This window comes from uncultured Pelagimonas sp., from assembly GCF_947498515.1.
In the GTDB taxonomy this organism is placed as follows: Bacteria; Pseudomonadota; Alphaproteobacteria; order Rhodobacterales; family Rhodobacteraceae; genus Pelagimonas.
Genome location: NZ_CANMKO010000045.1, coordinates 1 through 222 on the forward strand (window position 1 = coordinate 1; position 222 = coordinate 222).

A 222-nucleotide genomic window follows, 5' to 3' on the forward strand; every position below is an offset into this window, starting at 1 on the left:
CGGAGGTGCTGCGCGATCTCGGACAGTTCAGCGAGGCCTTGGCCGCCTATGACGCGGCGATCGATCGGTTCCCAGAAAACGCCTTTGCCCGAACCGGGCAGGCGGGGGTGCTGCGCGATCTTGGACAGTTCAGCGAGGCCTTGGCCGCCTATGACGCGGCGATCGATCGGTTCCCAGAAAACGCCGTTGCCCGAAACGGGCGGGCGGAGGTGCTGCGCGATC

The 222-nt window shown here is 66.7% G+C and carries 1 protein-coding gene; it reads left to right on the forward strand.

Annotation, left to right across the window (positions count from 1 at the left end; translation table 11 throughout):
* The coding region (locus Q1A43_RS22435; RefSeq protein ID WP_299939067.1) for a tetratricopeptide repeat protein at positions 1-222 on the forward strand (222 nt) is incomplete at both ends.